Source organism: Bacteroides sp. GD17 (assembly GCF_038448625.1).
Lineage (GTDB): Bacteria > Bacteroidota > Bacteroidia > Bacteroidales > Bacteroidaceae > Bacteroides.
On the sequence record NZ_JBCEZS010000003.1, the window covers coordinates 282,636 to 302,899 of the forward strand.

General features: G+C 44.0%; 13 protein-coding genes and 1 other RNA gene. 6 read left to right on the forward strand and 8 right to left on the reverse strand.

The annotated features are described in order from the left end of the window. Window positions 1–49: 49 nt before the first annotated feature. The 4 genes from AAE250_RS06705 to AAE250_RS06720 all read right to left on the reverse strand — a co-directional run bounded on the left by AAE250_RS06705 (window position 50) and on the right by AAE250_RS06720 (window position 6,657). Entirely contained in the window at window positions 50–1,522 is a 1,473-nt protein-coding gene (locus AAE250_RS06705) for a RagB/SusD family nutrient uptake outer membrane protein (protein ID WP_294598553.1), read from the reverse strand. A 21-nt stretch (window positions 1,523–1,543) separates the two neighbouring features. Then, window positions 1,544–4,927 carry a TonB-dependent receptor gene (locus tag AAE250_RS06710; RefSeq protein WP_446715732.1) on the reverse strand — a complete coding sequence of 1,128 codons (3,384 nt, stop codon included), beginning with the start codon at window positions 4,925–4,927 and terminating at the stop codon, window positions 1,544–1,546. 147 nt (window positions 4,928–5,074) lie between these two features. Further along, window positions 5,075–6,022 carry a FecR family protein gene (locus tag AAE250_RS06715; RefSeq protein ID WP_294598559.1) on the reverse strand — a complete coding sequence of 316 codons (948 nt, stop codon included), beginning with the start codon at window positions 6,020–6,022 and terminating at the stop codon, window positions 5,075–5,077. 74 nt (window positions 6,023–6,096) lie between these two features. After that, the gene (locus AAE250_RS06720; RefSeq protein ID WP_294598562.1) at window positions 6,097–6,657 is read right to left on the reverse strand and encodes an RNA polymerase sigma-70 factor; all 561 of its coding nucleotides are present in this window, start codon (window positions 6,655–6,657) and stop codon (window positions 6,097–6,099) included. 266 nt (window positions 6,658–6,923) lie between these two features. Between AAE250_RS06720 and AAE250_RS06725 the strand changes: the two genes are divergently transcribed. Next, window positions 6,924–8,570, forward strand: a complete 1,647-nt coding sequence (locus tag AAE250_RS06725; RefSeq protein WP_294598564.1) for a sigma-70 family RNA polymerase sigma factor — start codon at window positions 6,924–6,926, stop codon at window positions 8,568–8,570. A gap of 71 nt (window positions 8,571–8,641) precedes the next feature. Then, window positions 8,642–9,418, forward strand: coding sequence for a class I SAM-dependent methyltransferase (locus tag AAE250_RS06730; protein ID WP_294598566.1), 777 nt, complete (start codon window positions 8,642–8,644; stop codon window positions 9,416–9,418). Window positions 9,419–9,442: 24 nt separating this feature from the next. Here AAE250_RS06730 and AAE250_RS06735 read toward each other — a convergent pair whose 3' ends face one another. The 4 genes from AAE250_RS06735 to ssrA all read right to left on the reverse strand — a co-directional run bounded on the left by AAE250_RS06735 (window position 9,443) and on the right by ssrA (window position 11,898). Further along, complete coding sequence (locus AAE250_RS06735) at window positions 9,443–9,961, reverse strand: PIN domain-containing protein (protein ID WP_294598568.1); 519 nt, start codon at window positions 9,959–9,961, stop codon at window positions 9,443–9,445. Between the two features lie 34 nt (window positions 9,962–9,995). After that, window positions 9,996–10,358, reverse strand: a complete 363-nt coding sequence (locus tag AAE250_RS06740; protein ID WP_294598571.1) for an STAS-like domain-containing protein — start codon at window positions 10,356–10,358, stop codon at window positions 9,996–9,998. Window positions 10,359–10,370: 12 nt separating this feature from the next. Then, the gene (locus tag AAE250_RS06745; protein ID WP_294598573.1) at window positions 10,371–11,261 is read right to left on the reverse strand and encodes a hypothetical protein; all 891 of its coding nucleotides are present in this window, start codon (window positions 11,259–11,261) and stop codon (window positions 10,371–10,373) included. A gap of 240 nt (window positions 11,262–11,501) precedes the next feature. Next, window positions 11,502–11,898, reverse strand: a transfer-messenger RNA (tmRNA) gene (gene ssrA, locus AAE250_RS06750). Window positions 11,899–12,869: 971 nt separating this feature from the next. Here ssrA and AAE250_RS06755 point away from each other — a divergent pair. The 4 genes from AAE250_RS06755 (at window position 12,870) to AAE250_RS06770 (ending at window position 20,175) form a co-directional block, all read left to right on the forward strand. After that, a complete protein-coding gene (locus AAE250_RS06755) occupies window positions 12,870–15,701 on the forward strand; it encodes a beta-glucosidase (RefSeq protein ID WP_294598576.1) in 2,832 nt (943 codons plus the stop codon). 4 nt (window positions 15,702–15,705) lie between these two features. Further along, window positions 15,706–16,815 carry a lactonase family protein gene (locus AAE250_RS06760; RefSeq protein ID WP_294598578.1) on the forward strand — a complete coding sequence of 370 codons (1,110 nt, stop codon included), beginning with the start codon at window positions 15,706–15,708 and terminating at the stop codon, window positions 16,813–16,815. 113 nt (window positions 16,816–16,928) lie between these two features. Beyond that, window positions 16,929–17,978: a DUF4831 family protein gene (locus AAE250_RS06765; protein ID WP_294598581.1), complete on the forward strand. Its 1,050-nt coding sequence runs from the start codon at window positions 16,929–16,931 to the stop codon at window positions 17,976–17,978. 226 nt (window positions 17,979–18,204) lie between these two features. Continuing rightward, a complete protein-coding gene (locus tag AAE250_RS06770) occupies window positions 18,205–20,175 on the forward strand; it encodes an LruC domain-containing protein (RefSeq protein WP_294598584.1) in 1,971 nt (656 codons plus the stop codon). Window positions 20,176–20,264 lie beyond the last annotated feature (89 nt).

Sequence of the window (20,264 nt, forward strand, 5' to 3'; positions counted from 1 at the left end):
TTAGAATAGTATAATGCCGTTCCACTGATTTAAATTCTACGAGAATCCACTAAAAATAAGGACTAAGCGCAGCCTCTGATGCAGGCAACGGAAATAGTAGGCGGATATCTGTAAATGCAGTTGGGGCTACCGAAAATCCTTCGGGAAAATAGTAAGACATAGGATTGGCCTTTACCCTCTCACCATAGGCTTTCATCACTTGTTCTGCTTTTCCGGTACGTACCAAGTCGAGCCAACGTTTATTCTCAAAAGCCAGCTCCACACGGCGCTCATTTATAATGGCTTCTCGTACTTCGGCCTGCCCCGAAGCACTACTTACAGGCAGTAGAGCTCTTGCCCTTACTTTATTCAAGTATTCTAAAGCCTCATCCGTCTTACCCTGCTCGTTCAGGGCTTCAGCAATAAAGAGCAACACCTCGGCATAACGGTAAACCGGCCAATTATCACCGGTTTTTCCACTCTGAGTATGAGAATGGCAATATTTCTTAATATAAGGATAAGGTGTATCGTAAGCAGTCAGCATACCTATGGAGGCGTCCTTACGTGCATCTCCCGGTTCATAAGCTTCCAGAATATCAGGTGTAGGTATGTTGTAACCCTCCACCGTACGTGCCACTTCAGGAATACCTGTGATAGTTTCAGTCTCCTCGGCTGTGATAGGCTGCACTAAGAAAGTGTAGAAAAACGAACTATGCAACCCTTCATTACCATCCTTGAATTGTACTTCAAAAATAGACTCTGAACCATTTTTATTGGCTAGTTCAAAAACATCAGCATAACGGGACATCAGTTCATAACCTGTAACCTCTTTCAGTACTTGTTCCGCCTCTGCCCATTGTTTCAGTACGATATATACATTGCCTATAAGCGTTTTTGCTGCTCCCCGCGTAGCCCTTCCAAGTTCCTGCTCACTCTTAGGAGGTAGCAAGGAAGCTGCTTGTCCGGCATCTGCTAAAATTTGTTTATACACATCTTCCACACTTGCCAATGGTTGTGAAGTGTCAGCTTGTGTCTTTGCCGGTTTCAAGTGCATAGGTACGCTACCGAAATATTGTACAAGGTCAAAATAGGCCAATGCCCGAAGGAAATAAGCTTGTCCCTTTATGTTATCCTTTACCTGCTGGTCAAAATTGACATCATCTATTGGCTCCAACAGATGATTCACCCGTGAAATAATACGATAATCAATCACATATTTGGAACGTGGTACGCCATTGGTTGCATCATCCAAGAAGTTCTTTACGAATTCAGCCTCTATTGTACCCCGGTCATTGGGGTTATATTTATAGGTAGTGTTGTCGCTGCGCATTTCCCCCATCGCCCAAGCGCCATAGGTACCGTTATACAAATCGCGTAACGGAGCATAAGCGCCATTGATTGCCTGTTCAAAGTCACTCTGTGATTTGTAATAGACTGCCGTACTCAAGGAAGTCTCGGATGGCAGATTCAGGAAATCACTCTGACATCCAGTCAATATACACGATGACAATAGCATCGCCAGCATATATTTATTGTTTTTCATAATGGTATTCTATTTTATAATTTAGAAGTTTACGTTCAAACCGAATGTGAATGTTCTCGGCACCGGATAAGTAGAATAATCTATACCTTGCAACAATGCTCCCGGTGAGTTTCCATCAAAATCTACCCCGACCTCAGGATTACCATATTTGTATTTACTGAATACAAATGCCTGCTGCACACTGGCGTATATTCGTAGTTTGCTGACAAACTTGATAATATTGGATGGTAAAGTATATCCTAATGTAATATTTTTAATGGTCAGATTACTACCATCGTACACAAAACGAGAATGGAAAATATCTCTTTCGCGCGAAGTACCTCCTGTGGTTTTACCATACAGTCCGGCCCCGGGATTTTCGGGTGAGCGCCACCGGTCCTTTACCTCTTTCATTACATTGAAAGGACCGTCAAGATTGGCCATACCTTGTTCTACCGCAGCTGCAATCTTATTTCCATAAGTCCCCGTAGCAACAATAGTCAAATCGAAGTTCTTGTAAGCAAAGCTATTTGTCAAACCAAAAGCGAACTTAGGAAGTGGATTACCTATTTCCGCCTTATCACCACTTTCATCATCTCCATAAGTAATCTGCTTATCACCGTTGACATCACGGAATTTAATAGTTCCCACCTGTGAGTCCACAGCTTTGGGAGATTGATCATAATCCGCCTGGTTTACATAGACACCCTCCTGCACCATTCCATAGAATTGTCCTATCCGACCTCCTACACGGGAAATAGTACTCACAATACCTGAATAAGCTACTAATTGGTCACTCAAATCACTCAATGCCAATACACGGTTATCACTGAAGGAGATGTTAAAACTCGTGTTCCAATTGAAAGTACCTACAATATTATGGGAATTAATGCTGAACTCATGCCCCCAGAACTTTAGTTTGCCAACATTCCCTATCAAAGTAGAGAAACCTGATTCTTGAGGTATAGGTAACGAATAGAGCATATTTGACGTTATTTTGTTATAATAATCGTAAGTAAAAGTAATGCGATTGTTGAATAAGCCAAGATCTACGCCAAAATCCAACTGACGAGTTTTTTCCCATCCTAAATCGTCATTTCCAAGAGCTGTAACCGCACTTCCACTTGCAGTGGTGCTGCCAAACACAGCATTTGTATTGCCACTTACCGTATTATAATGTGTATAGTTTCCTATATTGTTATTTCCTATTGTTCCATAGCTTCCGCGTAACTTCAGTAAGGACACACTCTTAAGTTTGCTCATAAAAGCCTCATCGCTTACAATCCATCCCAGAGATACCGACGGAAAATTACCCCACTTGTTGTTACTACCAAAACGGGATGAACCGTCCCTACGAATACTCGCTCCAATCAGATAGCGGCCTTTATAACTGTAATTAACACGGCTCAGATAAGAAATCATGCTCCATTCCTGAATATCCATTGTCGGATTGTTCTTCACCAATGCTGCATCAATAGTCTGTATTCTGTCATCCGAGAAATTAGATCCGCTAAATGCACTATAATCGCTACGAAATCTCTGTGTCGTATATCCTAACAATACTTCAAATGTGTGGTCACCTATTTCTTTCGAGTAATTGGCTGTTGTTTCGGATAGCCAGGACCAGTATCGGTTGTTGGCTTCGTACAAGTTGGCAGCAATGGCACTTGGTGCAGCAGCAAACCCTCTTCCTGCTGTAGAAGGTTGAAAATTGTGCTGATAATTAGAGCCCATATCTCCATTCAGGCTGGTTTTCAGTACTAAACCTTTAAGAGGTTCATATTGCAGGCTCGCATTTGCAAGCAGTCTTTTAGCCTCACGCTTATTGACAATATCCTGAATAGAACGCACCCAATTCGGAGTTTCAAAGGCTGTAATACCGGGAGTTGTTACCGCCACAGGATAGGTTCCGTCTTCATCTTTATAGGAAAGAATAGGAGGAGTCAAAGTAGCATTGGCAAGCAAACCGCCACCACTGAAGAATGCTCCGTCTGATGACGGCCTGTTCTCAAAGCTATAAGTTGGTGCCAGATTAAAGGCGAGTTTCATATTCGGGAGAATCTGATAAGTAGAGTTTGCTCTTGCCGAAATACGTTGATAATCAGAATTTAGCAACACACCGTCTTGATTGAAATAACCTAGAACGAAAGAACTGGTGAATTTATCTTTTCCCGTACTGACAGATACATTATAATCCTGGATTATAGCACTACGTAGCATGGCGTCATACCAATCATGTCCCTTACCATATTGTGAAGGAGTCTGGAAAGCCGACGGAACGCTTTGTCCCAGATCTTCATAGCACTCTTTTTTGAATTGTGCCCATTCAGTTCCATCCATCATATCGGGTCTGCCCTTTTGAGGTACATTCTGCACTCCCATGTATGCGTTGAGGCTGATGTCCGTCTTTCCTGCTTTTGCTCCCTTCGTTTGAATAAGTACAACGCCGAAAGCTGCACGCGAACCATACAAAGAAGTTGCTGCCGCATCTTTAAGTATTGTCATTGACTCTATTTCATTGGGATTGATATCATTAATATCACCCACAATAGGAAAACCATCTACAACATAGAGAGGATTTGAACCTGTAGACAGTGATGCCGCTCCACGAATACGGACATTTATACCTTGTCCTGGCACTCCCGTACCTTGGCTTACTTGTACACCTGCAATCTGTCCCTGCATCTTTTGGGTAAATTGAGCAACCGGAACATCAGCGAGTTTATCAAAATCCAATGTTTCCATAGCTCCCGTCACTGCTCGTTTGGTTTGTGTTCCATAAGCCACTACTACCACTTCATCCAATGACTTGACATCTTCCATCAACACAACGCGCAATAATTTGGCATCGGTTAACTTTATTTCTTGTGGAATATATCCAATATAGCTGAATTGAAGTACATCACCCACATTAGCAGATAAAGAGAATTTACCTTCAATATCCGTTACCGCACCTTGGGCAGCCCCTTTTATCATTACAGTAACACCTATCAGTGGGTCGCCCGACGCATCGGTCACAATACCGGTTATACTTTGCTGTTGCTGGGCGCCCAACGCTTCATTGCGAGTAAGGATGATATGGTTTCCCTCCATCTTATAGTGGATGGAAGAACCTGCCAGTAAGTTATTCAACACTTCTGCCACCGGTTTGCTGTTAACGCGGATGCTTTTATGAATTTTCACATCTACATCTTCCTTGTATATAAACAGATAGTCAGTTTGAGATTCGATCTCATTTAAAATAGATTCCAGTTGAACATTGTTCCGATTGATAGTCACCCGGGCATTTTGGGAATGACTATTTTCCGCCCAAAGGCTGAATGCACAGAAGAATAATAAGAATATAGATATTCGCATGATTCTAAATAATTGTTTTACGTCCGGATTTTTAAGGCAATAAATATCCGGCAAAGGAATGTTTTTCATATCTTTGCAAATAAGTTATTAATACGATTTATTTAAGAAATTGTGTTAGTCCAAGGCCGATAGATGGGGCAAACATCTGTCGGCTTTTTGTTTTTCATAAGTATCACTGCATAGGCTTTGCTCTGTATTAAAGGGTTAGTACCAGGGTTACTTTATATAAATGACGTCATCTTCTTTATCTCGCCGATAAGTGAAAGCCACATCGTTCTGCAAAACACGCAGAGCGTAATCCAGACCGTCGGATATACGGAACTTTCCGGTCAACACCACCTTGGCTATACTCTGCTTATCCAGTTGGATTTTAAGGTCGTAGCATTTCTCCAAGTCTCGCATGATTTCAGCAAAGGGTTTGTTTTTGAAACAATACAGTCCTTCTTTCCAACGATAGACATTGTAATCATCAATCTTGCTCACTACCAACTTACCGTTCTGCAAGGTAGTCTTATAATCAGGAAGTAAGGTCACAAATTCTTTTCCATTATCGGGGGATTTCACTCTAACCTTACCTTGTAGCAAGGAGGTCTCAAATATTTTCCGATTAGAATAGGCTTCGACATTAAACTTCGTTCCTAATACTTCCACATCCAGCATAGCAGTATGGACTACAAACGGGCATTTTTCGTTATGCGCCACTTCAAAGTAAGCTTCTCCGTCCAATATTACTTCCCGTTTACCTTTCATAAACGAAACAGGATATTGCATTTTGGTTCCGGCATTCAACCAAACGTTCGAACCATCGGGTAAATCGAGGTTCACACGCTGACCTGCCGGAACGGTAATGGTCTGCATTGCTATATTTATATTATCTTTACCTTCGCCTATTGAAAACAAAGCAGCCGTTATCCCTACCGTTATTATTACAACAGAAGCTATCTTCAGGAATTCCCGAACGAAATAGTTCTTTTTCTTAATCTCCTTCACCGGCATATCAGACTTTTTCGAATGTCTTACAAGAATCATCGCATTGAACAGCTTACGCTCCCGCCGGAAGAGTTTATTATTCTCTTCGGAAGCTTCAGCCCATTCTTTCACCGACTTCATCTCATCTACAGTGGCACGACCTTCGAAAAAGCGGTATAATATATCTTTATCCATAAATACTCTTGTTTTGCGTATCTACAGTAATAGCGAACGGGAGAAAGCATTCCCTAGTGAAAAAGAAGTTTTTTTTAGTTCAGATAGAAAAAAAGAATGGAAGCAGGCAAATAGTCCTTCAGAGCAATGCGTAATGCCTTGGTAGCTTTGGAGATATGAAATTCCACTCCTTTGGTAGTCATAGCCAACAGACTGGCTATTTCTTTATGAGGCTGATTCTCGTAACGACTCATGATGAAGATGCGCCGGGTCTGTTCGGGCAAGTTCTCCAAAGTCTTGTCTACAATATCCTGTATCTCTTTGGTAAAGATCTCATTAGGTTCAAAATCTTCCAAAGTAACAATGCGGCTCGATAACTCCCAAGCATAGATACGCGATATTTCGTCAGAAACATCTTGATGTATCTGTTGGTGGCGCAGATGGTCTATACAACGATGTTTTATTGCGGTCAGTACATAAGCGGGAATATTCGTATCAGCAGGCAGACGGTCTTTGTTCTCCCAGTAATACATCATGGACTCGATGACGAAGTCTTCAGCAACAGCTTCGTCGTGTACATAGGTATCGGCAAAGTGTACAAAGCGCTGCTGATAGTCTATGAAAAAATGGTTGAATTCGTTCAGATCAAAGGTCATTACAGATTACGAGTAACCAGTTAAAGTGACAAATATACACTTTATCTTTAAAAGGAACAATAAAGAATAAGGAAAAAATATAAATACTTGTCTCATGTACTTATATTTCCTCTCATTTGAAATGAACTTAATCTAAAGTAAACTTCAGAGCTATTGATTATCAGTGAAAATGATATCTTTGCAAATGAAGAAAAGAGTTAAAAAAGACAAACGCATGCAGTCATTCATATTATTTATCATCTTAGATAAATAACATTATGACACACATGAACATAAAAGATCTTGTTGATTTATGCCAAAAAGGAGATGAGCAGGGCCTGAACCTGCTCTATATGAATTATTCGGAAAAAATGATGAAGATATGTCTTCATTACATTCCCGAACCGACAATTGCCCAAGATCTTCTTCATGATGGTTTTATCATAATCTTCACCTCAATCCGATCATTGCGCAACCCCGAGAAGCTGGAAAGCTGGATGAAGAAAATCATGAAAAACATAGCCTTGAGATACCTCAACCAAACAAGTATTGTCACTAACATTCCCCTGACCGACATTTCCGAAGAAGAAGAACCGTCAGAGACTCCTTTTTATCCGGATTTCGTCTCATACCACCAAATGCTGGATATGGTAGACAACCTTCCGGAAGGCTATCGTAAAGTGTTCAAACTGGCCGTCCTGGAAGGACTTTCGCACAAAGAGATCGGAGAATTGCTGGGCATCGCTCCCCATTCCTCTTCCTCGCAACTGTTCCGGGCAAAAGCATTGCTCAGAAAGATGTTAACCGGTTATCGGGTAGTAATAGTTCTGGTACTGCTACTCCTTTTCCCAATGCTGTATGAATATCTGCATAAAGAAAAAAGAACAATCGCATTCAAAGAAATACGCTCTACCGGAACTGCCACCCAATATCCTAAAACAGAAAAAAGACCGGAAGAAAGAAACGTTATTGAAAGCAGACGAATGCCACATTACGATGAAGGAAAATGCCGGAACATAACAGCTATAAACCGAACAGCCCCACTCCCAGATGTTCTTCCCCTCACTATTCCCGAAACACAAGATTATGCAAGCAAGCTGTTCATTACCAATCCTTTTATCACCGTGAATAGAACTAAAAGAGACGGGATCTCATATTCGTTCCCACAAACGAAGCTTCTCCAAAATAAGAAAAGCAGCAAATGGAAACTGATGCTGACCGGTTCACTCGGTCCGCAACTTGCACAAAGCCTATACAAATTGATGGCCACTCCGCAGACCGATGCTTCCTCCGGGCATCTTCCTCAACAAGTCAGCACTTGGGAAGAGTATTATTCCTATCTGAACACCCGATACCAACAAGGAATATTAGGCAACGACTCTGTGGGTCTCATGCAAGTGGCAGAAAGTAATAGTGGCAGAATCATAGAACATCAGCATCATGAAGCCCCCATCACTGCCGGACTCTCCTTAAGCAAGAAGCTGAACGGACCATGGAGCCTGGAAACCGGATTAAACTATACTTATCTCAAATCGGAATTCAGCACCGGTGAAGAATATCATATACTGGAAACTCAGAAGTTGCACTACATCGGTATTCCCTTGCGGCTTTCCTATCGTTTCTGGAATTACAAACGCCTCTCCTGCTATGCTTCAGCAGGGATACAAATAGACATTCCCGTAAAAGGAACACTCCAGACTTCTCATACGACGGACAGTATACCCAACCTTCTTAAACGGCAATCCTTGACTCCTCCGATTCAATGGTCGGTCAATACAAATGCAGGTATACAATATTATATTAGTCCCCATACCAGCATCTATATAGAACCGACTGTCAACTACTACATTCCCGATGGAAGTGAATTGCGTACCATCCGGAAGGAACACCCGTTTACGTTCACCATGCCGATAGGAATCCGTTTCTCTTGGTAAAACCTAATTTTCCATGCAGTCTTTTGCCCGGATGATTATCATAACTATAGATAACCTAAAAACGAGTAAAAATGCAGAAACGTCATACCAACCGTGAACGCTACTTTGAGGAGCAAGCACAAACAAGCAGGAATTACTATATCCCTTATATAAAAAAGATCATCGGATATATACCAAACACTGTATTGGAAGTAGGTTGCGGAGAGGGAGGCAACCTGCTTCCTTTCGCAGAATCCGGTTGCCACGTTGTCGGCATCGACATTGTCGCTTCACGAATACAGCAAGCAGGCGCATTCTTCAAGAAGAAACGTCAAAAAGGCCATTTCATAGCCTCTGATGTCTTTCAGCTGGAAAAAGACGGAAAAGAATTTCCTCTGATTCTCATACACGACGTGATAGAACATATTGAGAATAAATCACGTTTCCTAGCCTGCATGAGAGATTACTTATCTACCGACGGAGTGATATTTGTAGGATTTCCTGCCTGGCAAATGCCATTCGGGGGCCATCAGCAGATTGCACACAGTAAAATCATTTCGCACTTTCCTTTCATACACCTGCTACCTTACACATTGTACAGACAAATACTAAGACTATGCGGTGAGAAAGAAGCGACCATAACAGAACTATTAGACATTAAACATACCAGATGCACCATTGAAATGTTCCACAACATTGCGCAAAAAACAGGATACCAAATTGTAGACCAGCAATTATACTTTATAAACCCACACTATAAAATCAAGTTCGGATTATCACCGCAAAGACTGAACAAAACGGTTGCCTCCATTCCATACTTAAGAAATTTCGTCAGTACAAGTTGTTTTTACGTCTTAAAGAGAAAGTAAACCCTAAATGTATAATTAATGATATTATCTTTTAAGATTGCCCAATATAACCATATTATCATTTGATATATTCATAAAATCTTTATCATCTGTCACAAACTTAAAAGAAGAATGTCTACATAACTCTATATAGTAACTATCGTTAAAATCTATATCTATAAAATGAGAAAGAATAGATTGAATATTTAAAGCGTTGAAATTATCAGTACATTTCTCACACAATGCTAATATTTGATTTATCGCAGCACAAATACTTTCAACTGTATCATGGTATCTTTGGGTTTTCCTGTATGCTTGTTTGTAATCTAAATCCGTTTCTAACAAAGTTTGCTTTACTTCATTTTTCTTCCATAAATTATAATCCAGCTTAATGCTTACATTCGCAAATTCAGAAATAACCAGGCTATTTATCCATATAGTAGCATTTGCTTGACGAACAGATTGCAAAAAAGAAGAATATATTTTCTGTTTACTCTTGTCGTGATTGCCTATTGGACAAAACAAAAATATCCAAATATTATTATCAAAAAAGAAATTATCCATCCTTTTAGGAGAGTAATTTCTAATATCCGTACAATTACTCCCCATCTAGAATTTCTTTTGTAGTCTTAGAGAATTCCTGTTCGTTTTTAAAATACTCCTTTGCTCTATCCGTTACTTTCTTGAATAATGGCAAATCTTCCTTATTTACATTAGACAAAAATAAACGGGATGCTAATTCTTCCGAACTGAAATCATTATATAACTGCCCAATAGCAGCATTTAAAAAAGCAGAAGTTAACAAAGTTATACCAGAAAAGTCAATAGTTACTTTCTGGTATCGTTCCAACAATAAACGAATATGCTGATTGATCTTATCTCCTTCATCAGAAGATACAGCAATATCCAATACAGTATACTCATTAACTTTTAATATGGCATTTCCCTCTTTCATATTCATGGCACAAAATTACTAAAATATATCATTCATAGTCAAATTAACCTCACTTTTTAATTGATAAAAGCAACTATCATCAAAATTGAACTCAATATTAACGATAGTCCCTGGAAAATTGTTCTTTAGTGTACCCATACGCACTCGATTGCCACGATACTCCCAATATCCATTAGATGATATTATTTGCATTACTCCATTGTTTAACTTTATAAACTCAAGAATTAGACTTAATCCTAATCCCCCGGTCCTCCCTATTTTGGTCGTGTTCCCATATTTTATAGCCCAATCTATAGCCATGCATGCATCAAATTCCTTCAAAGGGAAATGGAAATCATTAACGTTCTTATGAATAGTTTGGCCTACATCAACAATTGTTATATCCAATCGAGCAGGGCTTTTTCGTGGATAATATTGCCCACAGGTATGAATAAACTCACATTTTCCATGAGTCCTTGCATTTTCAAATATTTCAAAAATGCTCTCAGTTATTCTTTTTCCAAGCAATACACTATGCTTAGGAAAATCTGATTTTGAAAGAAGTTCTCTTTTTATATAACCATTAAAAGCACTGTCTTGATTATGCTTAAATCTTTGAAAACTTACAACCGTTCCATTATGGTTATCTGATAAGTCTAAATAATTACTGCCTATAAACCCATTTCTTGTTAATATATCTATTAAAGAATTAGACATATTAGAATAAGTTATTCTGACTCTATTTTTTTCCATCAGCAAACCAATAGAGCCCAAAACGGCACATAGATTGGCTTCAAACCAACGATTTGACGAGAAATCCAAATCAATAGTAGTGTTACTATATTCTTTCATCTGATGGTACAGTGAGACTAATTGCTCATATCCCTCATAATTACTCCCTATACTTGTCCCTATTTTTATTTTTGGCATACTCTGATTCTAAATTGTCGCAAAAATAGAAATAAAAAAAGAAATAAGAGATATTATTCAAACAAATGTCACCATTGAAACAAATGTATCTCTTACCTTAATAATAATACATATCATTCATTACTATATTTCATAGCTACTGTAGCATAAACGTAAAAAAGACGCAACAATGCATCACTACCAACTAACACGTCAGTTTTAATACATTGTTGCGTCATTAATGAGTTTCAAACATCCACCTTGTGGACCTGGAGGGAATCGAACCCTCGTCCAAACGAGGAAATCATAAGCTTTCTACATGCTTATCTTTGCCTAATTTTTCGTGCTACGGCAGAACCAAAGCCATCAACCGTAGCCTTATCCTCTTTAGTTTCATCCGCGCCGCGAGGCCGACACTGACTATCCCCGATGTAACTGCACCACTGGATCGGAATGCTTCGGAGCAACAGCTTCCGAGTGATGTCTCGTCCCAGCACCTAGTGCCGGGATTAAGCTAATCTACTATGATTCGATTAAGCAGCAAGAGCGTAATTAGTTTCGCCAGATAAAATTTTGAGGACTGAGATTTAAGTGCAAATCAACGACGCACTGCATGCTTACTCACCATTTCTGCCCGCTGTCAAATCCAGTCAAGCCCAAAATTGTGCACGGTTCTTTGGGGAATCGTGGCTGCAAAGATACGTATTCTATTGATGCCAAACAATTATTTGTCAGGTTGAATAAACATTATTAACGAAAGAAATTAATTGTTATCTTACTTCTTTTCTCTATCTTTGTCACCGAATGCAAAAGCATTCATAACATAGTAGTCAGTTTAGGCACCCAAAAACGGCAAATTTTGAATGTGCGAACTAAACTGAACAAGGCTCGTTATGTCGTTTCATCACGATATGCGTGCCCGTTCAGTATAGGTTCGCACGGGTTCTTTGCCGTACCTTGGGGTGCTTTATATTGGATTGGGCACGTTTTTTATGCCTATTCCTAAACTCCCAAAGGCATGAAAACAATATTTCAATTACTAGAGTGTTTAGATTTACTGCCGAAGAAGGTACGGATCACATTATATATAATGGCAACCATCATTATAATGCTTTTATGCCTAGTTGGCTACCTATTCACTGCCATTCACTTGCAAAATGACTATATCGATTGGTTGGATTATAGAATAAACAAGGGATTATTCATAAGACAATAAAGCCGGAAAGCTAAAACAATAAGCCCTAAGAACCGGAACAATAAACCCCAAGAACAGAATCCCTAAAGCATCCCATGCACAAGATGCCATCTTGTGTAGCATAAGATGCCATCTTGAGCAGCATAAGATGCCATCTTGTGCATGACATGAAGCAGTGTTCAAGTTGAGAAGGTTATGCCTTTCAGATGCAAGGGCCTAATGCTACACATCTGAAAGTTTATTGTTGCAAATGCAAAAGCCTATTGTTGCAGCCGCCAAAACTCATTGTCATACCCCTGAAACCCCGTCCCCACGCCCCTTTGAAAGCATTTCCGGACTATTACTGCTCATACTTCGGACAATTTTATAACCCGAATCCGAGTAATAAGCCGTACATTTGACAACAGAAAATTAATACAAAACGATAAGATACCATGAAAGGATTAATTGTAGCCACTTTATTGCTGGGCAGCGGCACACTGCTGTCCGCACAGAACGCGACAAAAGTACCGGCCATTTACCGACCGGTAAAGACAGAAATGTACCGCAAAGGTTGGATTGATTTCAACAAGAACGGAGTGAAGGACATCTACGAAGACCCCACCGCCCCGCTCGATGCGCGCATTGAAGACCTGCTGCGGCAGATGACCCTGGAAGAGAAGACCTGCCAAATGGTAACCCTCTACGGTTACAAGCGCGTGTTGAAAGACGCCCTCCCCACGCCTGAATGGAAGTCAGCCCTATGGAAAGACGGCATCGGCGCCATAGATGAGCACCTCAACGGCTTCCAGCAATGGGGCCTCCCCCCATCGGACAACGAAAACGTCTGGCCCGCCTCCCGCCACGCATGGGCACTGAACGAGGTGCAGCGCTTCTTCGTAGAAGACACCCGCCTCGGCATCCCCGTAGACTTCACCAACGAAGGCATCCGCGGCGTGGAAAGCTACCGCGCCACCAACTTCCCTACCCAACTGGGCCTGGGACATACCTGGAACCGGAAACTGATTCACCAAGTGGGCCTCATCACCGGACGGGAAGCCCGGATGCTGGGCTACACCAACGTCTACGCCCCCATCCTCGACGTAGGCCGCGACCAACGCTGGGGACGCTACGAAGAAGTCTACGGAGAATCGCCCTACCTTGTAGCCGAGCTGGGCATCGAAATGGTGCGCGGCATGCAGCATAACCACCAGGTGGCCGCCACCGGCAAGCACTTCGCCGCCTACAGCAACAACAAAGGTGCCCGCGAAGGTATGGCGCGTGTCGACCCGCAGATGTCGCCGCGCGAAGTGGAGAACATACATATTTATCCTTTCAAGCGCGTGATTCGCGAAGCCGGACTGCTGGGCGTGATGAGTTCGTACAACGACTACGACGGTATCCCCATCCAAGGAAGCTACTACTGGCTGATGACCCGCCTGCGCAGCGAAATGGGCTTCCGCGGTTATGTAGTGTCCGACAGCGACGCCGTAGAATACCTCTACACCAAGCACGGCACCGCCAAAGACATGAAAGAAGCCGTGCGCCAAAGCGTGGAAGCCGGACTGAACGTGCGCTGCACCTTCCGCTCCCCGGACTCTTACGTACTTCCGCTGCGCGAACTGGTGAAGGAAGGCGGACTGAGCGAAGAGGTCATCGACGACCGCGTGCGCGACATCCTCCGCGTGAAGTTCCTCGTGGGACTGTTCGATGCCCCTTACCAGATCGACCTTGCCGGTGCCGACCGTGAAGTGGAAAAAGAAGAGAACGAAGCCGTTGCCTTGCAAGCCTCCCTCGAGTCCGTCGTCTTGCTGAAGAATGCAGACAATACGCTTCCGCTGGACATCAACTCCATCAAGAAGATTGCCGTATGCGGCCCCAACGCGGATGAAGAAGCCTACGCGCTGACGCATTACGGTCCGCTTGCCGTAGAAGTCACCACCGTGCTGGAAGGCATCCGCGGCAAAGTGCAGGGCAAAGCCGAAGTCCTCTACACCAAAGGTTGCGACCTGGTAGACGCCAACTGGCCCGAAAGCGAAATCATCGACTATCCGCTGACTGCCGACGAGCAGGCCGAGATAGACCGCGCCGCAGAGAATGCCCGCCAGGCCGACGTAGCCGTCGTAGTGCTGGGTGGAGGACAACGCACCTGCGGCGAGAACAAATCGCGCACCAGCCTCGACCTGCCGGGACGCCAACTGCAACTGCTCCAAGCCGTACAAGCCACCGGCAAACCGGTAGTACTGATACTCATCAACGGGCGCCCGCTCTCCGTCAACTGGGCGGACAAGTTCGTCCCCGCCATCCTCGAAGCCTGGTACCCCGGTTCGAAAGGCGGAACAGCCCTTGCCGACATCCTCTTCGGCGACTACAACCCCGGCGGCAAACTGACCGTCACCTTCCCGAAAACCGTAGGACAAATCCCCTTCAACTTCCCCTGCAAGCCCTCTTCGCAGATTGACGGCGGCAAGAATCCCGGCCCGGACGGCAACATGTCCCGCATCAACGGTGCCCTCTACCCCTTCGGCTACGGTCTGAGTTACACCACTTTCGAGTATTCCGACCTGACAATCAGCCCTCGAATCATCACCCCGAACGAAACGGCCACCGTGCGGCTGAAAGTGACCAACACCGGAAAGCGCGCCGGAGACGAAGTGGTGCAGCTCTACACCCGCGACGTACTGAGCAGCGTCACCACTTACGAGAAGAACCTCGCCGGTTTCGAGCGCGTCCACCTGGCACCGGGCGAGACGAAAGAAGTAACCTTCACCATCGACCGCAAGCAGCTGGAACTGCTGGATGCCGACATGAAATGGGTGGTAGAACCAGGTGACTTCGTCCTCATGGCAGGCGCCTCCAGTGAGGACATCCGCCTGAACGGTACGCTCACCGTAGAAGATTATCAGACACGCGTCAAAGCTCTGGAAGCCCAAAAGCCCGCCAGCCGCGTAAGCGCCAGCACCAATCAGGAGGATGCTGAAAACGTGCTCGATGGAAAAATCAGCACCGCATGGCAAGGAAATAAGGGAGATTATATTACCTTTGCCTTGGAGAACGGAGCCAAGGTAGACCGGGTGTCCATCGCCTTCAAGCGCGACAACCAACTGCCGGCAGCGTTCGAAATCCAGCTTTCGGGCGGCGGCGGACAGTTCCTGACCGTATATTCGGGCACCGTCAGCGAGTACGACAAGCCGATTTCGTACTCCTTCAAAGGTACTACCGCCAGCGACCTCCGCATCGTGCTGAACGACGACCGGGTGGGAATAGCGGAAATTAAAATACAATAATATAATGAAAACACTTCTTTACTGTATGCTCGGATTAAGCGTAGCCGCATGTGCGCCCAAGAAGGCAGCCAACGGCAACCCGGACGAACTCGCCATGCTGGTGGGCACTTACACCAACGGAACAAGCAAAGGCATCTACACCTTCCGCTTCGACCAGGAAACAGGAACGGCCACCCCGCTCGGCAGCGTGGAACTGCCCAACCCCTCCTACCTCACTCCATCGGAAGACGGGAAGTTGGTCTACGCCGTCAGCGAAATGAACGACAGCACCGCTGCCCTCAGCTCCCTGGCCTTCGACAAGGAAACGGGTGAACTCCGTCTGCTGAACACCGAACTCACCCAAGGAGCCGATCCCTGCTACGTGGCCACCAACGGCCGGGAAGTGTTAACTGCCAATTACAGCGGCGGAACCATGTCCGTCTTCCCCCTGCGCCCGGACGGCACACTGCTACCGGTCGATACGCTTTTTGAAGGCATCGCCACCGGTCCCGATCCCGTGCGCCAGATTGTTCCGCACATCCACTGCACCCTCTTCTCACCGGACGGGAAGTACATCTTCGCCACCGACTTCAGCGCCGACCGCATCCTGCGCTTCGTGCTGCATCCCAAAGATATCATCCCCCATCTGTCCGCCGAGGCCATCGACATAGAGGCCGACTCCGGTCCGCGCCATCTGACGTTCAGTCCGGACGGCAAGCATGCCTATCTCGTCACCGAGCTGTCCGGCAAAGTCATAGCTTTCGACTACGACGACGGTCGTCTACAACAGATACAAACCATCGTTGCCGATACCGTAGGTGCCCGTGGCGGTGCCGATGTTCACCTCAGTCCGGACGGCAAGTACCTCTATGCCAGCAACCGGTTGCAAGCAGACGGCATCGCCATCTTCGCCGTCGACCCTGCGAACGGAACGCTTGCCAAAGTGGGATACCAACTTACGGGCATTCATCCGCGCCACTTCAACATCACCCCTAACGGCAAGTACCTGCTGGCCGCCTGCCGCGACAGCAACGTCATTCAGGTGTACGAGCGCGATGAAAACACGGGGCTGCTGCGGGATACTCACCAGGATATTGTAGTAGATATGCCGGTCTGCGTGCAGTTCGTGCAATAAGCATCCACTTCAAAGCATCGCTTATTCTGTTAATAATTTATAATTGAATATTTGACAAAGATAACTTGATTAACTTTGTCCCTAAGCTAAATGCAATCTAACAAATGTACATTATGAAGAAGAATATATTGATGCTTTCTGCGCTGTTGCTGGCTACTACCGCCGTGGCCCAGACAGAAGTAACAGCCGGCGTAATGCGCGGCAAGGATTACGGCGTGACCTATATGCTGCCCCAAACAGAAATTGAAATAGTGCTACAAACTACCAAGCATACTTATACCCCCGGAGAATTCTGCCGCTATGCCGACCGCTACCTGCGCCTCAACAACATATCCGCCGAACCGGAAGAGTACTGGACACTGGACGGAATAGAAACCCGCATCGTCGGTGTGCCCGACAAAGAGAACGTCTACTTTGTGAAGTTGAAGGACAAAACCGTCGCACCGCTTATGGAACTGACCGAAGACGGCATTGTGCGTTCCATCAACATGCCCTACAGCGGCAAGCAAACCGTAAAGCCGTCTCAGCCCCAAGCCCCTGCAAAGAGCATCGACCCGCGCAGTTTCCTCACGGAAGAGATTCTGATGTCCAACTCCAGCGCCAAGATGGCGGAACTGATTGCCAAAGAGATCTACAGCATCCGTGAAAGCAAGAACGCCCTGCTGCGTGGCGAAGCCGACAACATGCCCCAGGACGGGGCACAACTCAAGATAATGCTCGACAACCTGAACTTGCAGGAAAGCGCCATGACGGAGATGTTCTCGGGCAAAGTAAAAGACGAGCCCAAGACTTTCACCATCCGACTGACGCCCAAGGAAATGAAGAACGAAGTCGCCTTCCGCTTCTCCAAGAAGCTGGGCGTGGTAGCCAACAACGACCTTGCCGGCGAACCGTACTACATCAGCATAACCGACCTCAAGACGCCCGACTCCTCCACCGCCGAAGAGTCCAAGAAGAAACTGGAAGGTGTAGCCTACAACGTTCCGGGCAGAGCACAAGTCACGCTGACGCACAACAACAAGAAACTGTTTGACGATCAGTTGCCTATCACGCAATTCGGTACCATAGAATACCTGGCGCCGGTACTGTTCAACAAGAATTCAACTGTAAAGGTACAGTTCGATACGGCAACGGGAGGATTGATTAAAGTGGACAGAGAATAGGCTATAAGAACTAAATATTAGAAATAAAAGGCTGTACAGCTCTAAGGAGATAATCTCCCGGACTGTACAGCCTTTCATTTTTTTAATATTCGATATTCCGTTTTTACTCTTTTCAGACAGTAGTTCCCAATTATATTTATCTTTGAACATCAATAGAGTGAATAGTATTTTGTACACATTCTATCTGATTGTTGACAAACAATGTATAATTTAAACTATCATGATTATGGAACGAAAACACTTACAAAACATTTTAACCGGAGCATTTATGATGATGTTCATAAGCTTGGTAGTGGGATGTACTGAAAAAGATCTGTACGACCCCAGTAAGGGAAAAGAACCGCTCCCGGATGAGAGTGAGTATTTTGGGTTTGAAACGAAAAAGGTATCGAATCTTTATGTAGACTATAATGCACCCGGATTCAAAGCATGGATTGCTGTATATAGCGAGAATCCGATGAATTCCGATGGATCGAAAAGAGAGGATATAGAGCCTTTCTTTACAAGCTATACGGATGGAAACGGTAAGTTCGAAGGGAACATGGAAATCTCTACTGCCGTAAAGACAGTCTATCTGTACACAGATACGTGGGGATTGCCGAGATGCATTGAGTTGGATGTGGAAAATGGAGCAGTACGCCTGGATTTGAGTAAGAGTAGCAAACCGGAGACAAGAGCGGTAACACGCGCCTATGGCTTTACGGGAGATGCTCCTTATTTGATTGAGAAAAGCCAGAACCTTTACTCATTGTGTAAATGGGGAGATGGAGGAAATCTCAGCTATAGATGGGACCTGGGCAATATTAATGAAGGTTACATTACAAATGCAAGCACTGTAGGACAAGAATCTATGGACGATTTCGCAAAGCGTATGAAAGCATTTCTCGCCTCTAAGAAGAACCAGGATAATTCAGCTCTTGTCAAACAATCCGGCACAACCAATATTACAATCAAAAATGCCCCTGCCAAACTGGATGTGGTATTCGTAAATAGGGATGCAGAGTGGGATAATACTTTCGGGTATTATTATTATAAAACGGATGAAGCAGGAAAGGTGGATGTCAAAACAATAAAGAAATATATTGTTTTTCCAAATGTAGAATTGTTCAGCCAGGCTATCTGGGAGAACATCTTACATTCCGGCGACAAAGTAAGATTAAAATTCTATGATCAGAATGGAAACTCTTCTGACGAGTTCCCTGTGGGTTACACTGTTGGATGGTTTATCTATGCACAAGGTTTCCAGTTTAATCAGATCAGTGGTGGCGATCATAGTAACGATAATATGATAAATACCAGCAAGCTTATCGCATCCAATCTGAATGGCAGCAGTGTATCAGATCAGAGATTTATCACCATCAAAGATCAGAAAAGCGGTAACGTTATAATCGGCGTTGAAGATGGAGGTAATAAGAGTTATTGCGATTTACTCTTTTATGTAAATGCCACTCCTGAGAGCTCCATTGAGAATCCCGACAGACCGGTAATTCCAGATCCTGATACGCCGCCCGTGCAAGAAGATAAAACGCAATCGAATAAAGGTACACTGGCATTCGAAGATATATGGCCCAGCGGCGGTGATTACGACATGAATGATGTTATTGTAGAGTACAAGCGTACGGTCTATTATAATACCGATAATGTAGTTACCAAAATAGAAGATATTTTCAGGCCGACTCACGATGGTGCCGATTATATCAATGCATTTGCATATCAGATTGATGTAGCACAGTTCGGGCAGGTAACTTTATCATCTGATGAATCAACAGTAGAATCTGCAACTTCTTCCATTATAGTATATGCTAATAACAAGACATCAATCGGTAAGGAGTACACAATAATTAGAGAGTTCCCGAATGGTGGATTCGACAAAAAGGATATAAAAGACTATAATCCATATATTATTGTGAATTATGCTTCTGAAAACAAGCAACGTACGGAAGTACATTTGCCAAAGTTCAAAGCCACTTCGTATGCCGATCCTTCTCAGATCGGTACTAAGGATGATGCCTACTATATAGATCGCAAAGGAACGTATCCATTCGCTATTGATTTATTCGACGTTACAGGTTTCCACGCAGTAACAGAGACATATAGAATTGATAGTGAAAAGGAATATCCTGAATTCAAGATGTGGACAGAATCAAAGGGAACAACAAATACTGATTGGTACAACCACTATAAAGGTGGCAAGTAATAAACAGTCCTGATTCTCTGTCATTCAGAATAAAGTGAAGGATCCCTTCTCCGCGTAGTATAGGAGAAGAGATCCTTCACTTCGTTCAG

What these genes read in the sequence shown, in the direction of transcription:
- AAE250_RS06715 (WP_294598559.1), bottom strand. Translation starts at nt 6,022, where the DNA reads ATGGATAAAGATATATTATACCGCTTTTTCGAAGGTCGTGCCACTGTA.
- AAE250_RS06770 (WP_294598584.1), top strand. Translation starts at nt 18,205, where the DNA reads ATGGAACGAAAACACTTACAAAACATTTTAACCGGAGCATTTATGATG.
- AAE250_RS06740 (WP_294598571.1), bottom strand. Translation starts at nt 10,358, where the DNA reads ATGAATATGAAAGAGGGAAATGCCATATTAAAAGTTAATGAGTATACT.
- AAE250_RS06765 (WP_294598581.1), top strand. Translation starts at nt 16,929, where the DNA reads ATGAAGAAGAATATATTGATGCTTTCTGCGCTGTTGCTGGCTACTACC.
- AAE250_RS06760 (WP_294598578.1), top strand. Translation starts at nt 15,706, where the DNA reads ATGAAAACACTTCTTTACTGTATGCTCGGATTAAGCGTAGCCGCATGT.
- AAE250_RS06720 (WP_294598562.1), bottom strand. Translation starts at nt 6,657, where the DNA reads ATGACCTTTGATCTGAACGAATTCAACCATTTTTTCATAGACTATCAG.
- AAE250_RS06755 (WP_294598576.1), top strand. Translation starts at nt 12,870, where the DNA reads ATGAAAGGATTAATTGTAGCCACTTTATTGCTGGGCAGCGGCACACTG.
- AAE250_RS06705 (WP_294598553.1), bottom strand. Translation starts at nt 1,522, where the DNA reads ATGAAAAACAATAAATATATGCTGGCGATGCTATTGTCATCGTGTATA.
- AAE250_RS06730 (WP_294598566.1), top strand. Translation starts at nt 8,642, where the DNA reads ATGCAGAAACGTCATACCAACCGTGAACGCTACTTTGAGGAGCAAGCA.
- AAE250_RS06745 (WP_294598573.1), bottom strand. Translation starts at nt 11,261, where the DNA reads ATGCCAAAAATAAAAATAGGGACAAGTATAGGGAGTAATTATGAGGGA.
- AAE250_RS06710 (WP_446715732.1), bottom strand. Translation starts at nt 4,927, where the DNA reads ATGAAAAACATTCCTTTGCCGGATATTTATTGCCTTAAAAATCCGGAC.
- AAE250_RS06725 (WP_294598564.1), top strand. Translation starts at nt 6,924, where the DNA reads ATGAACATAAAAGATCTTGTTGATTTATGCCAAAAAGGAGATGAGCAG.
- AAE250_RS06735 (WP_294598568.1), bottom strand. Translation starts at nt 9,961, where the DNA reads ATGGATAATTTCTTTTTTGATAATAATATTTGGATATTTTTGTTTTGT.